General features: G+C 71.9%; 20 protein-coding genes. 7 read left to right on the top strand and 13 right to left on the bottom strand.

All coding sequences use genetic code 11. The features are described from left to right. Positions 1-59: 59 nt before the first annotated feature. From BCL76_RS14505 to BCL76_RS14480, 6 genes are all read right to left on the bottom strand, one after another. Complete coding sequence (locus tag BCL76_RS14505; protein WP_258309655.1) at positions 60-1,484, bottom strand: MFS transporter; 1,425 nt, start codon at positions 1,482-1,484, stop codon at positions 60-62. Between the two features lie 83 nt (positions 1,485-1,567). After that, positions 1,568-2,134 carry a TetR/AcrR family transcriptional regulator gene (locus tag BCL76_RS14500; RefSeq protein WP_109779881.1) on the bottom strand — a complete coding sequence of 189 codons (567 nt, stop codon included), beginning with the start codon at positions 2,132-2,134 and terminating at the stop codon, positions 1,568-1,570. 31 nt (positions 2,135-2,165) lie between these two features. Next, complete coding sequence (locus BCL76_RS14495; protein ID WP_375137915.1) at positions 2,166-5,087, bottom strand: NHLP bacteriocin export ABC transporter permease/ATPase subunit; 2,922 nt, start codon at positions 5,085-5,087, stop codon at positions 2,166-2,168. A 1-nt stretch (position 5,088) separates the two neighbouring features. After that, complete coding sequence (locus tag BCL76_RS14490; protein ID WP_109779880.1) at positions 5,089-7,347, bottom strand: NHLP family bacteriocin export ABC transporter peptidase/permease/ATPase subunit; 2,259 nt, start codon at positions 7,345-7,347, stop codon at positions 5,089-5,091. After that, positions 7,344-8,150, bottom strand: a complete 807-nt coding sequence (locus tag BCL76_RS14485; protein WP_109779879.1) for a hypothetical protein — start codon at positions 8,148-8,150, stop codon at positions 7,344-7,346. Before BCL76_RS14485 ends, BCL76_RS14490 begins: the two co-directional genes overlap by 4 nt. A 102-nt stretch (positions 8,151-8,252) precedes the next feature. Continuing rightward, the gene (locus tag BCL76_RS14480) at positions 8,253-8,492 is read right to left on the bottom strand and encodes a hypothetical protein (protein ID WP_030759859.1); all 240 of its coding nucleotides are present in this window, start codon (positions 8,490-8,492) and stop codon (positions 8,253-8,255) included. Positions 8,493-8,968: 476 nt separating this feature from the next. Between BCL76_RS14480 and BCL76_RS14475 the strand changes: the two genes are divergently transcribed. After that, positions 8,969-9,709, top strand: a complete 741-nt coding sequence (locus tag BCL76_RS14475) for a class I SAM-dependent DNA methyltransferase (protein ID WP_109779878.1) — start codon at positions 8,969-8,971, stop codon at positions 9,707-9,709. Between the two features lie 47 nt (positions 9,710-9,756). Here the strand turns inward: BCL76_RS14475 and BCL76_RS14470 are convergent, their stop codons facing one another. Next, positions 9,757-10,098 (bottom strand): HopJ type III effector protein, encoded by a 342-nt coding sequence (locus BCL76_RS14470; RefSeq protein WP_109779877.1) that lies wholly within the window; start codon positions 10,096-10,098, stop codon positions 9,757-9,759. 195 nt (positions 10,099-10,293) lie between these two features. On the opposite strand from BCL76_RS14470, the gene ligA reads away from it, so the two are divergent. Then, on the top strand, positions 10,294-12,354 hold the full coding sequence (ligA, locus tag BCL76_RS14465; protein ID WP_109779951.1) for an NAD-dependent DNA ligase LigA: 2,061 nt from the start codon (positions 10,294-10,296) through the stop codon (positions 12,352-12,354). A gap of 48 nt (positions 12,355-12,402) precedes the next feature. Here ligA and BCL76_RS14460 read toward each other — a convergent pair whose 3' ends face one another. Beyond that, positions 12,403-13,095 carry a TetR/AcrR family transcriptional regulator gene (locus BCL76_RS14460; protein ID WP_109779876.1) on the bottom strand — a complete coding sequence of 231 codons (693 nt, stop codon included), beginning with the start codon at positions 13,093-13,095 and terminating at the stop codon, positions 12,403-12,405. Between the two features lie 53 nt (positions 13,096-13,148). Here BCL76_RS14460 and BCL76_RS14455 point away from each other — a divergent pair, with 53 nt between their 5' ends. Continuing rightward, on the top strand, positions 13,149-14,270 hold the full coding sequence (locus tag BCL76_RS14455) for an FAD-dependent oxidoreductase (protein WP_109779875.1): 1,122 nt from the start codon (positions 13,149-13,151) through the stop codon (positions 14,268-14,270). A gap of 19 nt (positions 14,271-14,289) precedes the next feature. Here the strand turns inward: BCL76_RS14455 and BCL76_RS14450 are convergent, their stop codons facing one another. From BCL76_RS14450 to recQ, 3 genes are all read right to left on the bottom strand, one after another. Further along, entirely contained in the window at positions 14,290-15,126 is an 837-nt protein-coding gene (locus BCL76_RS14450) for an N-formylglutamate amidohydrolase (protein WP_109779874.1), read from the bottom strand. A gap of 64 nt (positions 15,127-15,190) precedes the next feature. Next, positions 15,191-15,703 carry an SRPBCC family protein gene (locus tag BCL76_RS14445; RefSeq protein ID WP_109779873.1) on the bottom strand — a complete coding sequence of 171 codons (513 nt, stop codon included), beginning with the start codon at positions 15,701-15,703 and terminating at the stop codon, positions 15,191-15,193. Between the two features lie 83 nt (positions 15,704-15,786). Then, a complete protein-coding gene (gene recQ / locus BCL76_RS14440; protein WP_109779872.1) occupies positions 15,787-17,838 on the bottom strand; it encodes a DNA helicase RecQ in 2,052 nt (683 codons plus the stop codon). Positions 17,839-18,026: 188 nt separating this feature from the next. On the opposite strand from recQ, the gene BCL76_RS14435 reads away from it, so the two are divergent. The 4 genes from BCL76_RS14435 to BCL76_RS14420 all read left to right on the top strand — a co-directional run bounded on the left by BCL76_RS14435 (position 18,027) and on the right by BCL76_RS14420 (position 22,306). After that, positions 18,027-20,090 carry a nuclease-related domain-containing DEAD/DEAH box helicase gene (locus BCL76_RS14435; protein ID WP_109779871.1) on the top strand — a complete coding sequence of 688 codons (2,064 nt, stop codon included), beginning with the start codon at positions 18,027-18,029 and terminating at the stop codon, positions 20,088-20,090. Between the two features lie 114 nt (positions 20,091-20,204). Next, positions 20,205-20,939 carry an SDR family oxidoreductase gene (locus BCL76_RS14430; protein WP_109779870.1) on the top strand — a complete coding sequence of 245 codons (735 nt, stop codon included), beginning with the start codon at positions 20,205-20,207 and terminating at the stop codon, positions 20,937-20,939. Further along, the gene (locus BCL76_RS14425) at positions 20,936-21,406 is read left to right on the top strand and encodes a nuclear transport factor 2 family protein (protein ID WP_258309653.1); all 471 of its coding nucleotides are present in this window, start codon (positions 20,936-20,938) and stop codon (positions 21,404-21,406) included. Before BCL76_RS14430 ends, BCL76_RS14425 begins: the two co-directional genes overlap by 4 nt. 105 nt (positions 21,407-21,511) lie before the next feature. Next, positions 21,512-22,306, top strand: coding sequence for a peptidoglycan recognition protein family protein (locus BCL76_RS14420; protein ID WP_109779869.1), 795 nt, complete (start codon positions 21,512-21,514; stop codon positions 22,304-22,306). Positions 22,307-22,351: 45 nt separating this feature from the next. Here BCL76_RS14420 and BCL76_RS14415 read toward each other — a convergent pair whose 3' ends face one another. Further along, positions 22,352-22,801, bottom strand: coding sequence for a hypothetical protein (locus BCL76_RS14415; RefSeq protein ID WP_109779868.1), 450 nt, complete (start codon positions 22,799-22,801; stop codon positions 22,352-22,354). Beyond that, positions 22,788-23,240 carry an Ohr family peroxiredoxin gene (locus tag BCL76_RS14410; RefSeq protein ID WP_109779867.1) on the bottom strand — a complete coding sequence of 151 codons (453 nt, stop codon included), beginning with the start codon at positions 23,238-23,240 and terminating at the stop codon, positions 22,788-22,790. The genes BCL76_RS14415 and BCL76_RS14410 overlap by 14 nt, the downstream gene beginning before the upstream one ends. Positions 23,241-23,269: the final 29 nt, after the last annotated feature.

Here is a 23,269-nt window from a genome sequence, read left to right as displayed (position 1 = left end):
GTCGACGTGCTCTTCGGTGACGGGTGCGTGGTGACGGGTGTGCGGCTACGGATGTGCGGCTACGGGTGTGCGGGTACGGGCTCGGTGCGAGCGGCGCGGGTCCGGACGAGGAGCAGGGCGAGGCCGGCGGCGGCCGCGAGGACGGCGGAGGAGATGCCGAAGGCCATGCGGTAGCCGGCGGTGAGCGCTTCGAGGTGCGGCAGGTGTCCGGCCGCTCCGGCGGTGGTGGTGCCGGCGAGGGTGGCCAGGACGGCGAGGCCGATCGCGCCGCCGACCTGCCGGGTGGTGTTCACCAGGCCACCGGCGAGCCCGGCGTCCCGCCCGGTCACGCCCTCCACGGACAGGGCCGTGAGCTGGACGAAAGCGATGCTCAGACCGAGGCCGATCAGGGTGCTCGGGCCGAGGACGTCGGTGAGGTAGCTGCCGTCGGCGCTGATCCGGGACAGCCACAGCAGTCCGGCCGCCTCGACCAGCAGGGCCGTGGTCACCGTCGCCGTGGCGCCGATCCGGCGGGCGATCCGCGGGGCGAGGGTGGAGCCGAGCATGTTGGTCAGGGCCAGCGGGAGCTGACCCAGCCCGGCGGCCAAGGGGCCGGCGCCGAGCACCTGCTGCTGGTAGAGCGGAAGGAAGAAGAACAGGGCGATCCACACCGAGCCCAGCAGGGCCATCAGCAGGTTACCGGCCGTGACCCGACCGGCCCGGAACAGGCGCGGCGGCAGCAGGGGGTTCGGGTGGCGGCGCTCGACCAGGACGAACACCGCCGTCAGTACCGCGGTGACGGCGAAGGCCCCCAGGACGGAGGCGTCCGTCCAGCCCGACCGGCGGGCCGTGGTCAGGCCCCACACCAGTGCGGTCAGCGCGAGGGTGATCGCGACGCCGCCGGGCAGGTCGAACCCGCCCCCGCCGGTGATCGGGGTCCGCGGCACGCTGACGGCGACGCCGACCAGGATCAGGAGCGCGCCGACGGCGACGGCGTAGAAGATCCACTGCCAGCCCCACGCCTGGGTGAGGACGCCGCCGAGCAGGACTCCGGCCGCGCCTCCCGCGCCGGACACCGCGCCCCACACGCCGAGCGCTCGTCCCCGCCCGGGTCCGGGCGGGTACAGCTCCATCACCAGGGCCAGGGCCGCCGGGGCGATCGCCGCGGCGCCCACGCCCTGCACCGCACGAGCCACGATCAGGGCCGGGGACGAGGTGGCCGCTCCGGCCGCCAGGGACGCGGCGCCGAACACCGCGATCCCGGCGAGCAGCATGCGGCGTCGGCCGATGAGGTCGGCAGCCCTGCCGCCGGCCAACAGCAGTGCGCCGAAGGCCAGGCCGTAGGCGTTGACCACCCACGTGGTGCCGTTGTCCGACAGCCCGACGCCGGCACGGATCTGCGGCAGGGCCACGTTCACGATCGAGGTGGCGAGCATGACGGTGAACTGCGCTCCCGCCAGGGCGGCGAGCGCCGCCCCGGGGCCCCGGGTGGTGGCGGTCTTCACTGCGATCCTCCTTGAGTGGTTAACCACTCACTCTTTATGTCGAAGAAAAGGCGGAGCAGGGCTGCTCCGCCGACGGCCGGGCGTCAGTAGTGCTTGATGCCTCTGGACAGGGTGCGGGTCCAGGGGGCGTCGATCCCGTCCGCCCCCACGGAGACGATGAGGTGGCACAGCATGCCCAGCGCGAAGAACTCCTGGACCTGTCCCTCGGTGCCGCCCGAGGCGCCGCGGACGTACTCCACCAGGCGGGCGTATCCCTGTCGGACCGCCTCGCGGACGGCGGGCTCGGAGACGGCCGCGGCCTGGGCGTGCAGCTGGATCAGCATCAGGTCGTTGTCGCTGATCAGTAGCGCGTACGCGTCCCCCATGGCCTCCAGTACCGCCTCGGGGGAGCTGCCCCGGGCCTCGGCTGCCGCCCGCTCCAGAGCGGCCCGGACCTGGACGAAGCAGTGCCCGACCACCGCGGTGAACAGCAGTTCCTTGTTCGGGAACAGGCGGTAGACGTACGCCTGCGAGATGCCGGCCGCCTTGGCCACCTCGGTCGTGGTGGTGCCCCAGTAGCCGCGCGCCGCGAAGGCGCCGATGGCGGTGCGCAGCACCGTCTCGCGACGTTCCTCGGCGGTGGACAGCTGGCGGGGGCGTTCGCTCTTCATGTGAGTACTCAACCACTCACACATTCGGGTGTCAACGCAGTTGCCGCCGTACCAGCCCGTGGAAGAGGCCCGAGGCGTCGGCCAACAGCGTGGCGGGCGGGCCCTCTTGGACGACCCGGCCCTCCGACATGACGATCACGCGGTCGGCGTCCATGACCGTGGACAGGCGGTGGGCGATCACGAGACGGGTGGCCCGCAGGGCCCGGGTGGACTCGATGACCACCCGCTGGGCCTCGTTGTCCAGCGCGCTGGTGGCCTCGTCCAGGAACAGGACGCGCGGCTTGCGGATGAGGGCCTGGGCGATCATCAGCCGTTGGCGCTGACCGCCCGAGACGGTCCCGCCACCGTCGGACAGGATGGTGTGCATGCCCATCGGCATGGCCTTGATGTCCTCCGCCAGGCCCGCCATCGCGGCCGCCTCCCAGGCCTCCTCCAAGGAGAACGTCCCGGCGCCGCGGATGCAGTCGAGGATCGAGCCGGTCAAGGGCTGGGCGTTCTGCAGCACGACCCCGCACTGGCGGCGTACGGCCGCCCGGTCGAGCGCCGCCAGGTCCTGGCCGTCGTAGAGCACACTGCCCGAGACGGGCCGGTCGAAGCCGATGAGCAACCGCAGCAGTGTCGACTTGCCGCAGCCGCTGGCCCCGACGATCGCGACGAACTCGCCCGGTCCGATCCGCAGGCTGACGTCGTCGAGTACCAGCGGGCCGTCGTCGGCGTAGCGGTAGGACAGGTTCTTCGCCTCGATGGCACCGGTCAGCTCTCCCGGCCGGGTACTGGCGCGGTCCACCTCGGGGATCTCCCGCAGGAGCGGCCTGATCTGCTCGAACATCGGCAGCACCGCGGCGGCCGAGATCAGCGCCCCGGTCACCTGTGTGACCGACGACAGCAGCATCGTCAGCGCGGTGCTGAAGGTGAGGAACTCACTGGCGGACAGGGCGCCGCGGGCCGGGCCGGCCAGCAGCACGAACATCACCAGCGTGCACAGCGGCAGGTACACGGCGCCGAGGACCGTGAGGACGTTCTGGGTCCGGCCGATCCGTTGGTGCAGATCGCGGGTACGGGCGAACTCCCGTGCCCAGGCCGCGTACGCGAAGCTCTCGGCCGCGGCGACACGCAGCTTGGGCAGGCCCCGCAGGGTTTGGAAGGCCTGGTTGCCCAGCCGGAGGCCGAGCGTGTTCAGCCGGCGCTCGTACCGCAACTGCCACAGCCCCAGACCCAGGAAGACCGCCGCGATGACGACCAGCATGGCCAGCGCCGTCAGCGCCAGCGGCACGCTGTGGACGAGCAGCAGGACGAGGCTCACCACGCCGACCGCGCCCGCCTGTACGCAGACCGGACCGATGCCGGACAGTACGCGGCGCATCGCGCTGATGCCCATCGCCGCGCCGGCCAGTTCGCCGGTGGAGCGACCGGCGAAGAACGTCGCCGGCAGCCGCAGCAGCCGGTCCCACACGGCCGGTTGCAAGGTGGCCTCGACCCGGCCCTCCATGCGGAGGAGGGAGGTGTTCTGCAGCAGCATGAAGACGGCCGAGACCACGGCGGTCGCGACCAGCGCCACCCCGGTCCGCACGATGAGGCCGGTCTCGCCCTGCGGCACGTACCGGCCGAGGACCTGGCCGGTGGCGACCGGCACCAGGGCGCCCAGGACCACCGCGACCAGCCCACCCAGCAGCAGGCTGCGCAGCTCGGGGAAGGTGCCGCGCACGCTGAAGCGGAGCAGCGCGGGCAGACCCACCCGCCCCTCGGGCAAGGGGCGGTACAGCATGACGGCGTTCGGTTCGAAGGAGGCCTCGTTGCTCCTCCCCACGCGCTCGCGCCGGCCGGTGGCGGGGTCGACCGCCTTGTAGCCGCCGCGCCGCCACAGCAGGGCGACCGGCGTGCCGTCCTTCCCGCGCCGGCCCACCAGCGGCCCGCTGTTCTCCCGCCACCAACGCCCGCGCAGACCGACCTCGCGCGTGCGGATCCGGGAGGCGAGCGCGATACGTTCGACGGGATCGAGCTGCTCGGAGGAGGTGCCCGCCGCCCCCGGCGCGGCAAGGGTGATGCCGGCCGCGCCGGCGGCGAGGCGGCACGCGGCGAGGGTCGCGTCGACGTCCGCGCCCCGATGGGAATCCCGTCCGCCGGAGCGGACGATGGACGCCAGCAGGGTCCGGTCCGCCTGGGTACGGGCGGCCCGGCCCGCCTCGATCCCGGCCGCCGTACGGTCCTCGTGCGCGCGCTCCAACTGTTCGATCCAGCCGTCCAAGGCGTAGAGCAGCCGGTACTGCTGGTCGACCATGCCCTGCCACATCGCCGCGTCGACGAGGAGGGTGCCCACCGCCTCCGCCTCGTACACGGCGCCGTACTGCACACTGCCGGGGGTGATCCGCATCCACAGGATGTCGTCGTCGGCCCCGCCCTGCCCGGTGGTGGCGGTGCCGTCCAGCGGCGCCTCGTAGAGCACGCGCAGACCGCGGCCGATGCCGCGCGCGAAGGCGTCCTCCAGCGGGCTCGGCCGTCCCGCGGGGGCCGCGCCGTAGGGCCCCTCGTCGACGTGCCACGGCCCGCCGTGGAACCCGGCCCCGTACTCCGGGTGCTGCTGCTGGTGCTGTGGGTACTGCGTGCGCTGCAGCTCCCGCAGCTCGACGCGGCGCAGCCGACAGCCCTGCAAGGGGCGGCCCACCAGGGTGTGGTCGGGGCCCTCGGCCGGACCCAGCAACAGCGTGCCCGGCTCCAGCCGGCCCAGGAAGTGCCAGTGCCCCGACTGCGCGGCGTCCACGGCGAACAGGTCCAGCTCGCCCTCGACGACCAGCCACAGGACGAGCGGGCCCTCCAGGGAGAGGCTGCTCACCCCCGCGCAGTCGACGGGAGTGCCCAGCGCCCCCAGAGCCGCGACCACCGGGTCGGGCGCCGGGCCCGACGGGTCCACGGCGCCGGCGGTTGCTGCGGCTATGGGGTGGTGCGCGTACGTCACTTCAGTGCTCCTTGACCAGTGCGGCGTACGGGCCCTGCGCGGCGACCAGCTGATCGTGCCGTCCGCGCTCCACGACCGTGCCCCGGTCGAGCACGACGATCTCGTCGCTGTCGCGCACCGTGCTCAGCCGGTGGGCGATGACCACACAGGCGCAGCCGCGGCGGCGCAGGTTGTCGATGATGATCTGCTCCGTCACCGCGTCCAGGGCGCTGGTCACCTCGTCGAGCACCATGACGCTGGGCCGGCGCACCAGCGCCCGCGCGATCTCCAGACGCTGGCGCTGGCCGCCGGAGAAGTTGCGACCGTCCTGCTCGACGCGACTGTGGATACCTCCGGGTCGGCGGGCCACCACCTCGTGCACGGCGGCGTCCTGGAGGGCGGCGACGACGGCCTCGTCCGTGATGGAGGGGTCCCACAGGGTGACGTTGTCGCGGACCGTTCCCTCGAAGAGGAAGACGTCCTGGTCGACGAAGGAGACGGAAGCGGCCAGCGCGCCGCGCGGGATGTCCTCCAGTCGCATCCCGTCGATGCGGATGGCTCCGGCCCACGGGGCGTGGAGGCCGGAGACCAGCCGGGAGACGGTGGACTTGCCGCTGCCGGAGCCTCCGACGAGCGCGACCTGCTGTCCCGGTCCGACCGTGAGCGAGAAGTCCCGCAGCAGGGGGGCGTCCAGCGGGTTGTAGCCGAAGGTGACGCGGTCCAGCTCCACATGGCCCTTGAGGCGTCGGGTGGAGGCAGCGGGCTCGCGCCGTGAGTAGACGCGGTCGACCGGAAAGTTCTCGACGTCCTCCAGCCGGGCGATGTCGGCCGCGAAGTCCTGGATCCTGCCCGCGACGCCGCCCAGCCGGGAGATCGGGGCGGTGAAGCTGGTCACCAGGGCCTGGAAGGCGACGAGCAGGCCCACGGTGAGATGGCCCTCCACCGCCCGCAGGCCGCCGATCGTCAGGATCAGCGCGCTGTTGAACGCCGCGAGGGTGGGCGCGACGATCGCCAGCCACGCGCTGGGCACGCCGAGCCGCTGCTGTACGTCGAGGGTGACCGCGTGCTGCCCGGCCCAACGGCGGAAGAAGCCGTTCTCACCGCCCGTCGCCTTCATCGTCTCGATGAGCTGGAGACCGCTGTACGCGGTGTTGGTCAGCCGGGCGCTCTCGGCACGCAGCTTCTGGGTACCGGTGGCCCGCAGCCGGATCGCGATCCGCAGCGCGACGACGTTGAGCAGCGCCACGGCCACCCCGACCAGGGTGAGCTGCGGATCGTACGTCCACAGCAGCACCGCGTACAGCACGACCACCACGGCGTCCACGGCGGCGGCGGACAGGTCCCGGGCGAGGGTCTCGGCCACCGCGTCGTTGGACTGCAGACGCTGGACGAGATCGGCCGGATTGCGCTGCGAATAGAAGGTGACCGGAAGCCTCAGCAGGTGCCGGAAGAATCGGGCGCTGCTCAGCGTCGACGAGATGATCCGCCCGCGCAGCAGGTTGGCCTGCAACAACGCGGTGAGGGTGGCGGTGAGGACGAGGGCCACCGTCATCGCGGCGAACAGCACCCCCAGCAGGGACGTCTGCTCGCCGATGAGGAACATGTCGATGTACGTACGGCTCAGGGCCGGCACCGTCACGCCGACGGCGACCAGCAGGAGGCTGGCGACCACGGCGGCGGCCATGGTGCCCGAAGTGCCCCGCAGCCGGGCCGGCACGGCCCCCAGGACGCCGGGCCTACGGCCACCGCGGCGGAACCCGTCACCGGGCTCGAAGACCAGGACGACCCCGGTGAAGCTGGTGTCGAACTCGTCCATGGGGACGAACCGGCGACCCTTGGCCGGGTCGTTGACGTACACCCCCCTGCGGCCGAGCCGCCGGGCCGTGCCCTCGTAGACGACGTAGTGGTTGAACTCCCAGAAGAGGATGGCCGGGCCGCTCACCTCGGTGAGCGCCGCCAGGCTCATCTGCATGCCCTTGGCCGTCAACCCGTACCCTCGGGCGGCCTTGAGGAGATTCCCGGCGCGGGAGCCGTCGCGGGAGACGCCGCACGCGATGCGCAGTTCTTCGAGCGGGACGAAGCGGCGGTGGTGGCCTAGCACCATGGCCAAGGCGGCGGCGCCGCACTCCACCGCCTCCATCTGGAGCACGGTGGGGGTGCGTACGGGGCGGGGGATCCGGCCCCTGGGTACGGGCGCGGGCGCGGGCCTGCGGCGGGAACCGCCCTTCGGCTCGGGGCGGTGGCGCCGCCGCCCGGCGGCAGGCAGCTGCGGGGCGGTCACGGCAGCAGCCAGTCGACGGGGCGCTGCGCCGGGAGGTGGACGGCGCCGGTGACCGGCGTCCTCGAGTCGACGGCGTACGGGGGCCCGTCCGCGGAGGACCACCGGTAGCCGGACGGGGTGGAGGCGGACGGTTCGAGGCGTACGACCACCGCCACCGGGCTGCCGTGGCGGGAGAACTGTTCGGCGAGCGTGTCGTCGGCGAGGAAGCCGCCGATCTGCGCCCGCGTCAGGGGGGCACGGCCGACGGCCGTGACGCGCCCGCGCAGCATGCCGAACCGCTGCTGCGGGACGGACTGGACGCTCAGGTCGACCGCGGCGCCCACGGCGATCGCCGAGCCGCTGCCGCCGGGCACGTACAGCACGGCCACCAGCGGGTCCTTCGGATCCTCCACGCGCTCCACGGTGGCCACGTCGCCGCCCATGGCGATGACCGAACCCACCTTGGCCACCAGTGTCGTCAGCCGGCCGCCGGTCACCAGGCGCACCGGTCGTTCCCCCTGCTCGGTACGGACGTTGAGCACGGGCGCACCGGCGGCGAGCACCTGGCCCTCCTCGGCGAGGACCCCGGTCACCTGTCCCGCGATCGGCGTCTGGAGCACGTAACTGCCCTCGGCGCGGGTGAGGATGCCGGACGCGCTCAGCTTGGACGACACGGTGCCGGTGCAGGCCCAGTAGGTCGCTGCCACGATGACGGCGACCGTGACGGCCAGGACCAGTCGACCCTGCGGGCGTGCGAAGCGAACGGGCAGGTCGAATTCCTCGGGCGATTGCAGCTTGGAAAGAGCCTTTTGGCGAAACTGCACGGACTGTTCCTTCAACTGCACAGGTATAGCCGGGTACACATACGGACGGCCGTGAACCCCGGAGCCGTGGGGGATGCTCCGGGGTTCACTGGCAATTCCCGATCAGAGACCGGCGCGACCGGCGTTCACCGAAACACCGGTGATGCCCGTGACGAGACCGGGGACGTGGGAGACGATGCCCGTCGCGGTCTGAACGGTGCCGAGGGAGCCCACGAGGCCCACGACGTTGTTGACATCGCTGGTCACGGCGCCGACCAGGCCACCGTTCACGCTGATGATGCCGCCGGAAACGGCGTCCAGCTCGGTGTCGTCGATCTCACGGGTCTCGATGTCGTTACGCATGGCGCGCACCTTTCATTGGGGGGAGGAATTCATCGCCGTGCGGTCGGTGACGCGAAACTCGGTCGCCGTTCCGGACTGCTGCGATGAGCAAGATGAAAGCACGCGAACGGGCGCGCGACCCAATCCCGTTGACTTCCCGTCACGGGTGGACGGGTACCTCTGTCGACGGACGTGCAGCTTGATTCACCGAATAGTGGCGACTTCTTCACAGAATCGAGTAACAGATACGACCGACACGTTGCTTACATGGAGCGAACCGGGCCGAAGCGTCACCAAAACGGCACGACATATCCGGCGTATCGCCCTACCGGGGAGGTCGGTTGTCGAGTTCGCGAACGCGATGTGCAGGTTTTCGTAGGACGCGTGCCGTCATGGCCCGGTCACGCCCGGTGCGCGCGGCCGCACGAGAACTCCCGCGCCGAGGGGAACGTAAATGCCTCGACAGCGTTCCTCGGCACCCGGCAGAGTGGCCGTCCGTGACGAGCAGTGAACTGTGGACCCGGGCGACCGCCGACCGCTACGACGCCGAGGAGAGCGAAGCGTCCTCGGCCGCCGTTCTCGAACCGACCCTCGCCTTCCTCGCCGAACTCGCCGGAGACGGCCGGGCCCTGGAGTTCGCCATCGGGACCGGCCGCGTGGGCGTCCCGCTCCGGGAACGCGGCGTGCCGGTGGTGGGCATCGAGCTGTCCGAGCACATGGCGGCGGTGCTGCGCCGCAAGGTCGACGAGAGCACGCTCCCGGTCACCATCGGGGACATGGCCACCACCGCCGTCCCCGGCGGATTCACCCTGGTCTATCTCGTCTACAACACCATCACGAACCTGCTCACGCAGGACGAACAGGTCGAGTGCTTCCGTAACGCCGCACGCCATCTGGAGCCCGGCGGCCGATTCGTCATCGAGCTCGGCGTGCCACCGCTGCGGTTCCTGCCGCCCGGTCAGGTCGGGGTGCCGTTCGACGTCTCCGAGCAGCATCTCGGCATCGACACCTTCGACCTGGTGGAACAGGTCCTCGTCTCGCACCACTTCACCCGCGACGGCGCCGACGACCGCTACCGCCGCGACAACTCCCGGCACCGGTACGCCTGGCCGGCCGAGCTCGATCTGATGGCACGGATCGCCGGCCTCGAACGGGAACGTCGCGTCGCGGACTGGGACGGGACCCCGTTCACCCAGGACTCCGCGAAGCACATCTCCGTGTGGCGCAAGCCGACCTGAGGCCGGCCGCCGCTCGCGGCCGACGGGGCGCCGCCGGCCGCCGTCGTTCAGCTCCTGCGCGTCAGCGGCTGCCCGGCGAAGCTCACCCCTGCCAGACCGTGGGTCATGAGGTTGCGGATGTTGCCGTGATCGGTGTCGTTCGGCGTGGCCAGCACGCTGCGGTAGTGCTCCCCGAACGCCTGCAGCGCTTCCTGGTCGCTCAGTCCTTCCAGCAGTGCCAGTCCCAGCGTCTTGCAGGAGCCCTCGTTCGTACCCGCGGCGTTCTCCAGTTCCCCGTTGCGGAACGCCTGCGGCTGGTACGCGTAATGCCCGGTGACGAAGGCCAAGGTGTCGGCGAACTCGTGTTCACCCGACGCAAGGCTTGCCCGCAGCTGGTCCAGATCGGTCATGTCGGTTCCTTCGGGTTGGACGGACGGTCCGATCGCCGTCCGTGACCGGGGGACGATAGCCCCTCGAGGCCGGCCGGCAGGAATCGGGCCACATGTCGGAACGAGCGGCATCCGCGCAGGTCACGATGTGCGGCTCGATGATGTGTCGGGGCGAGGCGGGGTCGGTCGGGGGCGTTGTCGGTGCCGGGCAGCATGATGACCTCCATGACCGAAAACAGTGCCCTGCTCTCTCCCGCCGCCTACGTGGAGGCCGTGACCACCGCCCTGGCGGCGTCGGCCGCCTACTACGGCGACGGGACCACCCCGCTCGGCGACGACGAGTACGACGGGCTGCTGCGCGCCATCGCGGCCTACGAGGAGGCCCACCCGGACGAGGCGCTCGCCGAGTCCCCGATCGGGAAGGTGGCGGGCGGGGCCGTTCAGGGGGACGTGCCGCATTCGGTGCCGATGCTCTCCCTCGACAACGTCTTCGACGCCGACGAGCTCGCCGAGTGGGCTGCAGGGCTGGAGCGGCGTCTCGGGCACCCTGTGGCCGGGTGGTGCGTGGAGCCCAAGCTCGACGGTCTCGCGGTGGCCGCCCGGTACCGCGGTGGCCGGCTCGTCCAGGTCCTCACCCGCGGTGACGGCTCGGCCGGTGAGGACATCACCCACGCCGCCGACGCCGTCCTCGGTCTGCCCCCGGTCCTCACCGAGCCGATCGACGTCGAGTTGCGCGGCGAGGTGCTGCTGACGACCGCGCAGTTCGAGGAGGCCAACCGGATCCGGCTCGCCCACGAGGCCACCCCCTTCGCGCACCCGCGCAGCGGCGCGGCCGGCACCCTGCGGGCCAAGGACCGCCCCTACCGGATCGAGTTGACCTTCTTCGCCTACAGCGCGATCGGCCTGGACGACCTCGGCCACGTCGCTCTGCTGGAGAACCTGGCCGCGCTCGGCGCGAACACCGCCGCGACCACGGCCGCCGCCCCGATGCGATACGAGACCGTGGAGCAGGTGCAGGAACGCATCGACGTGATCGCCGGCCTGCGCACAGACCTGCCGTTCGGGATCGACGGCGTCGTCGTCAAGGCCGACTCGGCCGAGGACCAGCGCCAGGCCGGCAACGGCTCGCGCGCCCCGAGATGGGCGGTGGCCCGGAAGCTGGCGGCCGAACACAAGGTGACGCGCCTGCTGGCGGTGGAGTGGAACGTCGGCCGGACCGGGATCATCGCCCCGCGCGCCGTCCTGGAGCCCGTGGTCATCGACGGGGTCACGGTCACCTACGCCACGCTCCACAACCCGTCCGACATCACCCGCCGCGGGCTCATGATCGGCGACCAGGTGTTCGTGTACCGGGCCGGCGACGTGATCCCCAGGGTCGAGGCCCCGCTGGTCGACCAGCGCACCGGCGCCGAGAGCCCGATCGTCTTCCCCGAGGCGTGCCCGCGCTGTGGCGACGCGATCGACACCTCCGAGCAGCGGTGGCGGTGCGTACGAGGCCGGAGCTGTCAGGCGGTGGCCTCGGTGATCTACGCGGCCGGCCGGGACCAGCTCGACATCGAAGGTCTCGGGGGCACGCGGGCGATCCAGCTGGTGGAGGCCGGTCTGGTCAAGGACATCGCCGACCTGTTCACGCTGACCCGCGAGCAGCTCCTCGGCCTGGAGAGGATGGGGGAGACCAGCGCCGCCAACCTCCTCGCCGCCGTCGAGACCGCCCGCGGGGCCGTGTTGAGCCGCGTGTTCTGTGCTCTTGGCGTGCGCGGCACAGGTCGCACGATGTCCCGCCGGATCGCCGCGTACTTCGGCTCGATGGCCGCGATCAGGGCCGCCGACGCGGACACGCTGGCCGAGGTGGACGGCATCGGCACCGAGAAGGCGCGCGTCATCGCGGCCGAACTCGTGGAACTCGCCCCGCTCCTCGACAAGCTCGAGGCCCAGCAGGTCGGCACGCAGGTCACCGAGCCGCAGCGGCCCACGACCGACGCGGCCGACGCGACCGACGGTGGTGAGGCCTCGGCGGGTGGGCCACTGGCCGGACAGGCCGTCGTGGTGACCGGAGCCATGACCGGCCCCCTGGCGGAGTTGTCCCGGAACGAGATGAACGAGCTGATCGAGCGGGCCGGCGGAAAGGCGTCGTCGTCGGTGTCCAAGCGCACCACTTTGGTGGTGGCGGGTGAGAAGGCCGGCTCGAAGCGCACCAAGGCCGAGGAACTGGGCATCCGCATCATCGCCCCCGAGGAATTCGCCACCCTCGTCGCCGACCTCCTCCCCACCCCCTAGGGGCAAGGCCTGCCGCGGCTGCCGAGAATCCGGGCGGCAGCCCTTCCGTCACGCAGGCGGATCGGTGAGCTTGACGGCCACGGCGTCGAGGACCCACTCCAGGCCGGTCGCGAAGGACGCCTCGGCGTCCATGTCCGTGCCTTCGTGCACGGCCTTGGCCAGCGCCGGGAAGCGGCCCGTGGCCAGCATTCTCGTCACATGCGGGCCGGAGGCCCGCTGCCAGTCGTGCTTGGACAGGCCCGTGACGCGCTCTGCCCGTAGGTTCGTGATCTCGCGCCTGATCGCGCCGATGTAGTAGGCGCTGACCGTCTCCACGGCACGCATGACGGTGTCGACGTCGGCGAGGCCGTCGAGGGCGGCCAGCGTGGCCTCGGTCATGGCGAGGCCGTTCGGACCCAGGGCCGGGCGACCGCCGAGCAGGTCGGCCAGCCATTCATGACGGAGAGCGGCCTGCCTGGTGCGCCCGGCGAGGACGCCCAGCGCCTCCCGCCAGTCACCGGGCTGCTCCTCGGGGAGGATCTCGGCCTGGACCTCGTCCACCATGAGGTCGAACAACTCCTCCTTGGTGGAGATGTATCGGTACAGCCGCATGGGGCCGGCGTCCAGGCGGGCGGCGACCTTGCGCACGGACACGGCCTCCAGACCGCCCTCGTCGGCCAGCGCGACGGCAGCGGCGACGATCCGCTCGCGGTCGAGCGGCACAGGTCGAGTCGGCGGCTCCGGCCGGTCCCACACAGTCACAGGGGCATCGTACCGTTGCGATGCACCGTAACGAGCAAATACAGTGTATCGACATGAGACATCGCATCGCAGTGGTCGGGAGCGGTCCGGCCGGCCTCACCTTCGCCCGTGTCCTGCATCGCCACGGTCACCCCGTCACCGTCCTCGAACGCGATCCGGCTCCCGATGCCCGTCCCCCGGGCGGCACACTGGACCTGCACGAAGGGATGGGTCAACTCGCTCTGGACAAGGCGGGGTTGCTGGAGGATTTCCATGCGCTGTCCCGTCCCGAGGGGCAGGCCATGCGCATCCTGGACACGGACGGGACCGTCCTGCGTGATTGGCGCCCCCGCCCGGGTGACCGCGCCAACCCCGAGATCGACCGCGGGCACCTCCGTGACCTGCTGCTCGGCCCTCTCCACGTCCGATGGGGGCAGGGTGTGACGCAGGTGGTGCCGGGAACCGGGGACGGCGTCGTGGTCCATCTCGCCGACGGCCGGCAGGAGACGTTCGATCTCGTCGTCGGCGCGGACGGAGCCCGGTCCCGGACCCGCGCGGCGCTCTCGTCGGTGACGCCGCACTACACCGGCGTCACCGTGGTCGAGACCTCGCTGGACGACGTCGACACCCGCCACCCCGACCTCGCCCGATTGATCGGCGACGGTTCTGTGGCCGTGTACGGGGTGAACCGAGCTCTGGTCGCACAGCGCAACAGCGGCGGTCACGTCAAGGTGTACGCCCAGTTCCGCGCGCCGCTGGAGTGGCACACGGACCTGGATCCGGCCGACGTCCAGGCCGTGCGATCGAGGTTGTCGGCCCTGTTCGACGGCTGGGCCGCTCCCGTCCTCGCCCTCCTCCACCACGGCGCCGCTTTCGCCCACCGCCCCCTCTACGTCCTGCCCGCGTCCCACACCTGGCCGCACGTCCGCGGGCTGACGCTCCTGGGCGACGCCGCCCACCTGATGCCCCCGTTGGGCGTGGGCGCGAACCTCGCGATGCTGGAAGGCGCCGAACTCGCCGAGGCGATCGCCACCACCCGCCCGGGAGATCTGGACGAGGTCGTCCGCGCCTTCGAGGAACAGATGTGGGCACGGGCCGGCAGGTGGGCGGAGATCACGATGGCCGGTCTGGACCGCCTCGTGAGTCCGGACCCCGCCGAGGCCCTCGCCCTCTTCGATCAGGTCCAGCCGTCCTGAAGGCCGAGCGGCGCGGAATTCAGTGGTGCAGGCCGTCCACGAGTGCGGTCAGCGCCGCCGCCAGCCCGGCGAGGCCCGGTCCGGCGGGACCGCCCGGTTCGGACATGTAGGTGTCCCTGCGGATCTCGACCATCAGCGCGCCGACCCGCCGGTCCTCGCCGTAGTGCCGCAGCGGTACGTACGTGCCCGCGAAAGGGCTGTCGAGCCCCGTGCCGCCGAAGCCCGCGAAGGCCTTCTCGGCCGCGGTGAGCAAGGCGGTCGGGGTATGGAAGGGGTCCGTGCCCAGGCAGATCGGCGGCCGCGGTCCGGCGCCGTGCAGTTCGTACGGGAGTGGCTCGGTCGGGTACGAGTGCACATCGATGATCACCGCGCGACCGACGGCCTCCAGCCGGTCCTCCACCGCCCGTGTCATCGCGTGCGCGTACGGGTGGAAGTAGCGCTCGATCAAGGGCCTGCCGTCGAAGCCGTCCGCCCGCAGGCGCTCCCGGTGGGTGGTGCGCGTGTACACCGCCCCCATGCCCACCGCCAGCATCTCCTCGCGCTCGTCGGGGAAGCGCTCGGGGTCCATGACGAGGCGGGACAGTCCGTTGACGAACCGCCACGGCGTGAGGGCGCATCCGGCGGCGGCCGCCGCGGCGATGTCCGCGGTGTGCGAGTCGGTGATGTGGTCCAGTTCCCGCTCGAGCGCCGCGTCGTCGAGCACGATCCCGCCGCGTACGGACTCCGGTACGGCGCGCGAGGAGTGCGGTACGTGCAGGATCACCGGTGACGCGGCGGCGCCGGGGAGGAGTTGGAAGGAATCCGGCTGAGGGGACTTTGACTCGACGGACTCGACGGACTCGACGGCGTGGTTCATGGGGATTCCTCGGTAGGGGGCCGCGCGGGGCAGGGTGCCCGCGAAAGCCTGACGGCCCCCACCGTTACCCCATGTCGGACGCCGGTTCCATCGCTTTCTTGAGGTTGCGCAGGGTGGTGGCGATGTTCCTGCGCTGGAAATCGGCGAAGGTGTGTCCCCGTGTGGCGACCCGGTCGAAGGCGTTCGCCGCGAAGTCCGGCCACGAGCGGCGGTCGTCCGTCCACGTCTCGGTCACCCGGGTGCCCTCCGGGACCGGCTCGAAGCGGTACTCCCAGGTGGCGATGGAGCCGGGAACCCGCGGGCTCCGGACCCCGATGGCGTGCACCCGGAACCGGAACAGCCGGTCCTCTTCGAGCGCCGTCACCGTGCACCGGGTGGTCCACCGGAAGGCCCCGCGCTTGTTGCGCCCGTCGAACACCGTCCCGACGCGCGTCCGTCCGGCTCCTCCGTGCACGGTGGCGCCGAGGTTCTCCGGGCTCCAGTCACCCATGCGGGCAGGATCGGACACGTGCCGGTAGACATCGGCGGGACTGACGTGGACGACGATGCTGTCGGACACGGTGAACGTACGAGGCATGTTTCTCCCCTCCAGGCGGCCGACGCTACCGTGCCGCCGCACCCGTGGCTACCCATCGGTAACTCACGGGTGCGCGGCGACGGCTACTGCCAGTCGTCGTCGAAGGGCGGCGGAGCCATCTCGTCCAGGTCGAACGGCGGCTCCTCCTCGACGTCCCCCGCCGCCGTGCGGTGCTCCGGCCGGGCCGACGACGGCGCCCCAGCGGTGGGAGCGGTGGATGCCGGGGACCGGTCGGACGCGCCGGCGTGGTCGGACGCGCCCGAGTCGGCGGCCGAATGCGCCGCCCCGCACTCCGCCAGCGTGGCGAGCACCCCCTCGGCGTACTTGGCGAGCTTGGCCTCGCCCACGCCGCCGATGCCGCCCAGCTCCTCCGTCGTAGCCGGCAGCCGCGTCGCGATCTCCCGCAGGGTGGCGTCGTGGAAGACCACGTACGCCGGTACGCCCTGCTCCCGCGCCGTCTCGGCCCGCCAGGCGCGCAGGGCCAGGAAGACCGGTTCCGCCGCGGCCGGCAGGTCGACGGGTACGCGGGCGCCCTTGCCCGAACGCGAGCCGGACTCCTTGCGTGCGGGAGCGGCGGGCGCCTTCTCCTTCCGCATCGAGACGCTGCGGCGGCCGCCCAGGACCTCGCCGCTGTCCTCCGTCAGCACCAGCGTCCCGTAGTCGCCCTCCACCGCCAGCAGCCGCTGCGCCAGCAGCTGGCGTACGACCCCTCGCCACTCGGCGGTGCCCAGGTCCGCCCCGACACCGAACACCGAGAGCCCGTCGTGGTCGAACTGGATGACCTTGGCCGTCTTCTTGCCCTGGAGGATGTCGATGATCTGGCCGGCGCCGAACTTCTGCCGCCGTTCCTTCGCCAGCCGCCACACCGTCGACAGCAGCTTCTGCGAGGCGACCGTCGCGTCCCAGGACTCGGCCGGCGTCAGACACGTGTCGCAGTTGCCGCAGGGCGTGCCCACCTGCCCGAAATAGGCCAGCAGCCGCACCCGGCGACAGTCGACCGTCTCGCACAGCGCGAGCATGGCGTCCAGGTGCATGCCCAGCGAGCGGCGGTGCGTCTCGTCGCCGTCGGAACCCTCGATGAGCTTGCGCTGCTGTACCACGTCCTGCAGCCCGTACGCCAACCACGCGGTGGCGGGCTCGCCGTCACGGCCGGCGCGGCCGGTCTCCTGGTAGTAGCCCTCGACCGACTTCGGCAGGTCGAGATGCGCCACGAAGCGCACGTCCGGCTTGTCGATGCCCATGCCGAAGGCGATCGTGGCCACCACCACGACTCCGTCCTCCCGCAGGAACCTCGCCTGGTTCGCCGCGCGCGCCCGGGCGTCCATGCCCGCGTGGTACGCCACGGCGTCGATGCCCTGCTCCACCAGGAAGGCCGCGGTCTTCTCCACCGAGGCCCGCGAGAGGCAGTAGACGACTCCGGCGTCACCGGCGTGCTCGCCGCGGATCAGCTCCAGCACCTGCTTGAGCGGGTTGTTCTTCGGGGCGATCCGGTACTGGATGTTCGGCCGGTCGAAGCTGGCGACGAAGTGCCGGGCCTCCTCCAGGCCGAGCCTCGTCACGATCTCGGCGTGGGTGGCCTCGGTGGCCGTCGCGGTCAGCGCGATCCGCGGCACCTTCGGCCAGCGCTCGTGCAACATGGACAGCGCGAGGTAGTCGGGCCGGAAGTCGTGACCCCACTGGGCGACGCAGTGCGCCTCGTCGATCGCGAAGACGGACACCTTGCCCCGGTCGAGCAGCCGCTGGGCGCTCTCGGTCCGCAGCCGCTCGGGAGCCAGGTACAGCAGGTCCAGTTCGCCGGCGAGGAACGCCTGCTCGACGGCCTGCCGCTCGTACGTGTCCTGCGTGGAGTTGAGGAATCCGGCCCGCACCCCGAGAGCGGTCAGCGCGTTCACCTGGTCCTGCATGAGCGCGATGAGCGGCGAGATCACCACGCCCGTGCCTTCTCTGACCAGCGCCGGGATCTGGTAGCAGAGCGACTTGCCGCCGCCTGTCGGCATCAGCACCAAGGCGTCACCGCCCCCGACGACCTGCTCGATGATCTCCTGCTGCTCGCCGCGGAAAGAGCTGTACCCGAACACACGGTGCAGTACCTGCAGAGCGTCGGAGGTCTCGGTGGAAACGTCGGGAAGTGCCATCCGTGAAGCCTATCGACACCCACCGACAGCCGGCGCCGCCGAGCAGGATCCCGGGCTGCCGAAGCCGATCAAGAAGCTCACCCTCGACCGGTTCGCCACCGGTGACGACCGTCCGGAACAGCGCCGCGCCCTGCCGGCCACGTTGCGTTCCGCCCTATGATCGTCACTCCGCGTACGAGGGGGCCGGTATGGGGACGGGCGGGGCGGTATCGCAGCGGACGCAGGACGCGCGGCGGCAGGAGCGGCTACTTCGCGAGCAGTGGCAGGCTGCCCGCCGGCAGGCCCTGCGATGGGAGGCGGTCGCCGAGGGAGAGCGGTGGGTCCTCGCCCAACTGCTGGTGCTGACCGCGCGCGGGTGGCGGTTGCTCGTCGACCGCCGATGGTCCGGGACCCGGACCGCTGACGCGGACATGCTGCTGGTGGGGCCCGGCGGGGTGTTCGTCGTCGACGTGACGACCGACCGCGAGCCGGTCGAGGGACACGTGAGCGGGCTGCTCGCCGCCACGAAGGCGGCCGAGAGCGCGGTGGCCACCCTCGGAATGTCACCGGTGGCGGTCCAGCCGGTCATGGTGTTCGCCGGGCAGCGCCGCGACGCGAGCCTCGACCGGATCCGGCTCCTGGGGGAACACGAGATCGGCCCCGTGCTGCTGTCGCAGCGGCACAGACTGCGCGCCGAGTCGGTCCGGGCGATCGCGGACCACCTGGAGCGGGTGTTCCCGGGCTACGCCGGGTCGGCGATCGAGCAGCAACTGCCGCCGGCGCCCGAACCCCACCGGCCGGGCTCCCCGGACGGGCTCTTCGACCTGGAAGGGCTGCGTGACGCGGCCTTGAAGGGGGCGATGGAGGCGCCGATCGAGCAGTGGATGACCTTCCTCCATCCGGATCAGGTGGCACTGGTGCGCCGCAACTGGTCGGGCCCGGCCCGCATCAGCGGACCTGCGGGCACCGGCAAGACGGTCGTCGCCCTGCACCGCGCGGCCTACCTGGCCAGGCGGACCACCGGCCGCATCCTGTACGTCACCTTCGCCAACAACCTGCCTCGCGTACAGAGCACCTTCCTCACGGCCATGGCCCCGGCCGTCGCCGACCGGGTGGACTTCCGCAGCCTCCACTCCTGGGCACAGGAATTCCTCCAGGAGCGGGGCGTACCCGTACGGCTGCACGGAGACAAGGCCGAGACCGCCTTCAGCCTGGCCTGGAAGAACGTCGGCCGGGCGAGCCGACTGGCCTCGCTCGACCCGGACCCCACCTACTGGCACGAAGAGATCGACCACGTCATCAAGGGCCGCGGCCTCACCCGCTTCGAGGAGTACGCGACCGTCCCCAGGCGACGGCGTAGGGCGAGCCTCCACCGGGCCCACCGGCAGTCGGTGTGGGAGCTGTACGAGGCGTACGAATCACTGCGCGGCGAGCGCGGCGTCCACGACTTCAACGACGTCCTCTCCCTCGCCCTGGCCGAAGCGACCCGCCGCCGCGGTGGGCCTCCGTACGCGGCCGTCATCGTGGACGAGGTCCAGGACCTCACGCTGGTCGGCGTGCGCCTCCTGCACGCGCTCGTCGGTGACGTGCCCAACGGCCTGCTGCTCGTCGGCGACGGCCAGCAGACCGTGTACCCGGGCGGGTTCCGCCTCACCGACGCGGGCATCGACATCCGCGGCGACCGCGGACAGGTGCTGCGCACCAACTACCGCAACAGCAAACAGATCCTGGACGCGGCGCTCGCCGTCGTGGCCGACGACGCCTTCGAGGACCTCGACGGGTTGCGCACCTCGGGCCGCCGCGACGTCGACCTCACCTACCACGACGGGGACGTCGTACGCGTCACCAGGCCCACGGTGGACGCCCACGACCGGGACCTCCTGGACGCCCTGCGCTCCCTGCCCGACGGCGCACGCGCCGACACCGCCCTGCTGTGCCCGTCCATGCGCACCCTGGGCCACTACCAGCGCCTGCTCACCCAGGAGGGCATCCCGGTCTGCCAGTTGGAGCACTACGACGGCCGTGCGGTCGACGCGGTGAAGCTGGGCACCTATCGCAGGGCCAAGGGCCTGGAGTTCAAGAACGTCTTCCTGCCCCGGTACGACGCGGTCCCCGGGCAGGGGACCCCGGCAGGTCCGGCGGCCGGTCCGGCGATCGGTACGGGGACGTCCGAGACGGCCCGGGAGCGTGCGGAACTGCTGCGCAGCCAACTCTTCGTGGCGATGACCCGCGCCCGCGACCTGCTGTGGCTCGGCAGCGTCACCACCAGGTAGGAGACCACCTCCGCGGCGGCGCAGCCAGGGTGTGACACGTCCTGGTCGGCCGGCCGCGGCGTGCCCAGACTCGGTCGGGCGGAACCCTCCGCATCGAACGAGGACAGGGCAGGTATGAGGAACGAGACCAAGGTCGTGGCCATCACCGGAGCGAGCAGCGGGATCGGGGAGGCGACGGCCCGTCGGCTCGCCGCCGATGGCCACCGACTGTTCCTGGGCGCACGGCGTACCGATCGGCTCGACGCGCTCCGCCGGGAGATCGAGGAGGCGGGCGGTACCGCCGCGTTCCAGCGGCTGGACGTCACCGACGCCGCCGACGTACGGGCCTTCGTGGCCGCCGCCCACGACCTGTACGGCAGGCTGGACGTCCTGGTCAACAACGCCGGGGTGATGCCGCTCTCGCCGCTGGACGCGCTCAAGGTCGGCGAGTGGGACCGGATGATCGACGTGAACGTGCGAGGGGTGCTCCACGGCATCGCCGCCGCCCTGCCCGTGATGCGCGCCCAGGGCGGCGGCCACTTCGTGAACGTCGCCTCCGTCGGCGCGTACGAGGTGTCGCCCACCGCGGCCGTCTACTGCGCCACCAAGTACGCCGTCCGCGCGATGTCCGAAGGGCTGCGCCAGGAGTCGGACGGCTCCGTCCGGGTCACCCTGGTCTCCCCGGGCGTGACCGAGTCCGAGCTGGCCGAAGGAATCTCCGACCCCGCAGCGCGGGAGGCCATGAAGGCCTATCGCGCCGTCGCGCTGCCGGCGTCCGCCATCGCCGCGGCCATCGCCTATGCGGTCGCCCAACCGGCCGAGGTCGACGTCAACGAGATCGTCGTACGCCCCACCGCGAGTGCGCAGTGACCGCCGCGCCGTACGAGGACCTGCTGCGCCGACTGCGGGTCCTGGAGGACGAGGAAGCGCTGCGGCGGCTCATGATCCGCGGCTGGCGGGCCCTGGACCGCAAGGACTGGCGGGCCTGGATCGAGTGCTGGGCCGAGGACGCGGTGCTGGAGTTCGAGCCGTGGGGCGAGATTCACGGGAAGGAGGCGATCCGGTCGAAGGTGGAGCAGGCGGAGGCGCACTTCCCGAGCATGCAACACCACATCCTGAACATGGACTTCCAGGTGGAGGGGGACCGGGCCACCGGCGTCGGGTACATGTGGTTCGTCGCCGTGACGGGCGACGAGCGGAGCGCCTCGCCGTACTCCATGGGCGGCCCGTACGACTGGGACTACCGCCGGACCCCCGAAGGCGGCTGGCTCCTGACCCGCCAGAAGCTGGGCGTCTGGTGGACCGACGGGGAGGAGACCCCGCCCGGCCTGGGCTAGGCCGTCCGGCGGGTCTCCCGGGCGCGGCCGGTCGGGGACAGTGCGGGGGGTCTCGCGGTGTGTCTGCGCCGCCGGCGTGGGTGGCGTCCCCTTCAATGGCGCCGCATGACCTTCTCCGCACTGCACCAGCCGTCGGCGCGCGCCACGGCGCCGTACACCCGCCGTTCCGTCCTCACAGGAGCCTTCGCCCTGGCCACCGCCGCGGCACTGCCGCTCGCCGCGGCGGGGAGGGCGTACTCCGCCGCCACCCCGGACATCATCGGCTGCACCGCCTGGGGTGCGCGGGCGGCGACCGAACCCGTCGTCGTCCTGGACAACCGCCCGGAGCGGATCATCGTCCACCACACGGCGACGGCGAACGTGACGGACTACTCGAAGCAGCGCGCCTTCGCCCTCGCCCGCGCGATCCAGACGTACCACATGGACGCCCAGGGCTGGATCGACACGGGTCAGCACTTCACCGTCAGCCGTGGGGCCTTCGTGTTGGAGGGGCGCCACAGCAGTCTGGCGGAGCTGCGCGCCGGCACCCGCCAGGTGCGGGCGGCGCATTGCGTAGGCCAGAACACGGTGTCCATCGGCATCGAGAACGAGGGCACATACACCTCGCAGACCCCGCCGGCGGCGCAGTACGCGGCGCTGGCCGACCTGTGTGCCCACATCTGCGACCAGTACGGCCTGCCCGCCTCGGAGATCTACGGCCACCGCGACTTCAACGCCACCTCCTGCCCCGGCGACCGCCTCTACGCCCTGCTCCCGACCCTCCGCAAGGACGTCGCCGCCCGCCTCGGCGCGCCCGCGCCGGAGGAGGCCGCCGATCCCCTCGAGGACCTGGTCCGCCAGGTCACCGGGCGGCCTACCTCGTCGTACGAGGAATACCTCCCGGCGGGCCTGCTGCCCTGACGGCCGGCCAGCCGACCGACCGCTGTCGCGGGCCTCGTGACGGGGCTACAGCCGCCGGTACGTACCGGCGTGGGAATCGACGTGCACCACGTGGCGGCCGACGCGCACCACGTGGTGGTCCGGGCCCGACCAGGAGCCGCAGACGCCGTCGGCGTCGGGCAGCGGGGTCCAGATCTCCAGGAAGGTGCTGCCGTCCGTGTTGGTGCCCCGCTCCACGAGGTTCGCACCGTCCCACCGGAAGGTGCCCGCGTCCTCGCCGGGCTCGCCGGTGAGGTGGTGGAAGTGCACCTGGGAGCCGTCGAAGGTGGTCGTACCGGCGAAGCCCCGGCTGTCGGCGTAGGAGGACCCGACCTGCAGCCACACCACCTCGCGGTCCTCGACGAGGGGTCCGCCGTCGCGGCTGATGCCGCGCCGCAGCCAGGCGCCGTGCTCGGGCACGGGGACGCCGGGGCCGTCCGGGACGTGACCGGGGTGCCCCGGATCAGGCACGGTCATCGGCGGCGGGACCGTCCACGGCCAGCAGCGTCAGCGGTACGTTGCCGCGCACGGCCTGCGAGTACGGGCAGACCGCGTCCGCCCGGTGCAGCAGGGGCTGGAGGTCCGCCGCCCGCCACCCGGGCAGCCCGACGGTGAGCGTCACCGCGAGGCCGTAGCCCGCGGGCGTGTCCGTGGTGCCGAGCTCGACCTCGCAGGCCACGCGGGCGGCGGAGGCGTCCGCCCCGAACTCGGCGGCGACCTCCGCGAGCGCGGAGGTGAAGCAGGCGGCGAAACCGGCCGCGAAGAGCTGCTCGGGGTTGGTGGTGCCGGGCACCTTCTTGCGCGGCGGGGCGAGACGGACGTCCAGGCGTCCGTCGTCCGTACGGACGGATCCGGTACGTCCCCCGGCGGCGTGCGCGGTCGTCCGGTACAGGCTGCGGGTGAGTGGCACGGTCATGCTGTTCGGCCCATCTTGCTCGACGAGGA

Origin of the sequence: Streptomyces sp. CG 926 (assembly GCF_003148825.1) — a bacterium.
Taxonomy (GTDB): domain Bacteria; phylum Actinomycetota; class Actinomycetes; order Streptomycetales; family Streptomycetaceae; genus Streptomyces.
Note: the sequence above shows the minus strand (reverse complement) of the source record. Positions and strands in the feature narration are given on the sequence as shown.